Genomic DNA, 2,350 nt, shown 5'->3' on the forward strand with positions numbered 1-2,350 from the left:
GATCAGGGCGATCTGCAGTGGATTGAAACCGGATCAGATCCTGGACAATATTGAGAATTTTGGTCTGGGTAGAGACGAGGAATGCCTTGTCTTTACGGCCCGAGGTGTTTCCATTTTCTATCATGATAATGAAGAACCCTTTAGGAATTTGACCTGTTCGGTAATGGTGGGATACAGGTTATGGTTCTTTTTAAAATCGGTTACTTCCTTAAGAAAGTGTTCCAGCATGACAGGATTTTGCTGACGCAGGAAGATGGTTCCCAGGTCAAACAGAATGACCTCACGATTAATGATCTGATAATTCACCACAAAACGTTCCCGGGGAATGATCACCAGTTCAAAAGACAGGGAATCTTCCTCCAGACGCCTGATAATCCCGGAAAGCATATCTTCAATATGACGAGGATCGATTTTATCAAAGGGCGGACGAAATCGGATTAGATCAATAATCTCTGATTCAACCACAACCTCAAGCCGATGACGCTCTTTTTCATTGATGATCTGCTGACGCTCCTGGAAGCCTTCCAAAGCCAGCTCTAATTCGGCAGATCTTAATCCAAATATCTGTTCCAGAATCTCCTGACGCATGGCCAGACTCTGGTTCATGACCGAAAACCCGCGAGAGACCGAGATCCGTTCGCCGCCGTTCTCACCAAACCAGATATTCTCAAAATGGGCGTAACTGCGACTTTCCTCATAGGGTTTGGAAAAGATTGGGTGGCTGTTCATTCCTACTTGAAAAAGATCATCCATACTGATGCCCAAAATGCTGCAGATAGCAGTCAAATTTTCCGGTCCAGCCATTTGATGACCATTTAAGATGGAATAGATGGTTCTGACGTTGATCCCGGTTTCCTGAGCCAGATCGCCCGGTTTGAGACTTTTTTCCTTCATCACCCGTTTCAGAGTAACACCGATCATCTTCTGGGGGGCACGTTTTGAATAGATCATCATTTGTTGGTCCAAAGTCTGAAAGTCCAAAGGCTAAAAGTCAAAGGTCTGAAAGTCTGAAAGTCCAAAGTCTGATAGTTCAAAGTCACTGTGAGTTCACCATCTATTTTCTACCGATCTTCGCTAGACAGCTTCGACTCGGCAAGTTTTTTCAAATTTCTATTTTCCATTTTCCATTTTCCATTTTCTATTAAAAAATATTCAGCTTCATCAAAATTCTACGGATAACTGATACCGTTCGACGGATCCAAAATAATCCATATCGATCCAGGCATAATCCATGATCAGGCGGGTTCCCTGTGTAAGTGGAATACTTAATCCCATCCCTGCAGAGAGCTCACCCAGATCACGATTGAATTGATATCCTGCTCTCAGCATTAATGCTTTCACCGGACTCACTTCCAGACCCATACTGGCACCAAAAGGAGTGGTCAAACCATCTGAGAATCCCATATTGAGCAGGAGTCCCGGCGTGAAGAAACCACGGCTCTGAAAATGAATGGCTTTGCTTAAACCCATTCTGAAGACCAGGGGCAGTGGAAATTCCTTCAAATCATAAATGGCATCCACATTCTCACTACCGGGATTGGTCTCATCATCGCGCCGGGTAAAAGTGGTTCTGGGACCCGCTTCCAGTTGACTTAAGGCACCGATGTTCTGGATGGCCATCCCCAGAGCAAACCCCGAGACTTGCTCATGATAAAGCAGACCGATATCCCAGGCAAAAAGCTGTGAGCGTTCCAACCAGATCTGTTCCCGGATCATTTTTGTCTGTAGACCAACCGACACCCTATCCGTCAAAGAGCGGGCATAATTGAGTCCCAGCGACATGGCCTGACTGCTATAATATTGATCAGTACCCTGAGGATTCAGAACGGTTGTGATCTCCTCCTGCCCCATATCCAGGTTATTGATGGTAGCTGACAACATTTGTCCACTTCCCAGATTAATGTGCACACTGCTTACCTGGTGATCCATCCCCAGCAGATAATTACCAACTTCGTGTTGGAGTTGATGTCTGGTATTGTTCATTGCATTGGCTGGATTCCAGTAGATGGCGGATGAGTTGAGCAGACCAGCCCCTTCCCCACCGAGAGCCATACTGCGGGCATCGGTTCCAATGAGCAGGAAGGCGTTGGCATTGGTTCCCTTGCGGAATATTTCCCAATCACTGGCAGAGACATTGACAGAAAGTAGCACTATCATCAGCGTGATGAGACTACGAGTAAGTATTTGCTGGATGCCTCCAGATGATTTTTGAAATAACCAATCTTGCACCTCGATACGTTCCCGACTCGGCCGTCGGAACCACTCGGTGACCGATTGGGATCGTGCTCCAAAACGGCCCCTGAGTGATTGTGGATCAGCTGGACTGCCTGAACGGCCCCTGAGTGATTGC

The 2,350-nt window shown here is 46.5% G+C and carries 2 protein-coding genes; both read right to left on the minus strand.

The window, feature by feature from the left end; translation table 11 throughout:
- Positions 1-120: 120 nt before the first annotated feature.
- Positions 121-954 (minus strand): helix-turn-helix transcriptional regulator, encoded by an 834-nt coding sequence (locus U9Q77_11250; protein MEA3287932.1) that lies wholly within the window; start codon positions 952-954, stop codon positions 121-123.
- A gap of 207 nt (positions 955-1,161) precedes the next feature.
- Positions 1,162-2,350: PorV/PorQ family protein (locus U9Q77_11255; GenBank protein ID MEA3287933.1), on the minus strand; the 1,189-nt coding region annotated here is incomplete at its 5' end.

Source organism: Candidatus Neomarinimicrobiota bacterium, from assembly GCA_034716895.1.
Classification (GTDB): domain Bacteria; phylum Fidelibacterota; class UBA8477; order UBA8477; family JABMPR01; genus JABMPR01.

Excerpts from the sequence above, each read along its gene's own strand:
- U9Q77_11250 (MEA3287932.1), bottom strand. The coding sequence starts at position 954 with ATGATGATCTATTCAAAACGTGCCCCCCAGAAGATGATCGGTGTTACT.